The sequence below is a fragment of the Mesorhizobium sp. BHbdii genome, assembly GCF_053848045.1.
Window position 1 is genome coordinate 1 of the sequence record NZ_JBSPKX010000158.1, and the last position, 485, is coordinate 485.

Consider the following 485-nt stretch of genomic DNA (forward strand, 5'->3'; position numbering starts at 1 on the left):
GCCTTGGGGAGATGATATGGTGCGCCAGATAGCCGGCGTCCTGAGCCACGTAGACGATGGCCCTCTCCAGGGCGTGCGGCAGGTCCCCATCCGCATATTCCGTGTCGGATGGGAAATCGCTGTGCTTCCATTCTCTGTCAAACAGCTTCTGCAACGCTTTTGGCCGGAACCAGAACATCGAACCATACGGGGCGACGGGCGTGTCGTCATCAAGGGGCACTTTGACGTTAAGTCGTTTCAGCAGGGCTCTCACCGGCTCCTTGTTGGCAAACCATGACCGGCCCATGGTATCGAAGGAGATATGGATAATCGGCGGGAGGGCAATTCCGACAACAGGATTCTTGCGAAACAACTGTATGACATTCTCGACATAGCCAGGGCTATTCAGCAGATTCTCCAAGAGGTGATTCTTGAAGAGCAACGCTCGCGGACCTGAAACCTGGAGCGTTTTCTTTGTGTGTATCCTGCACACGAGATCGTAGTTG

At 54.6% G+C, this 485-nt stretch carries 1 protein-coding gene; it reads right to left on the reverse strand.

Annotated elements, in window-relative coordinates; genetic code table 11:
* A partial coding sequence (locus ACWTU8_RS32375; RefSeq protein WP_455851318.1) for a rhamnan synthesis F family protein occupies positions 1-472 on the reverse strand: 472 nt, incomplete at its 3' end.
* Positions 473-485: the final 13 nt, after the last annotated feature.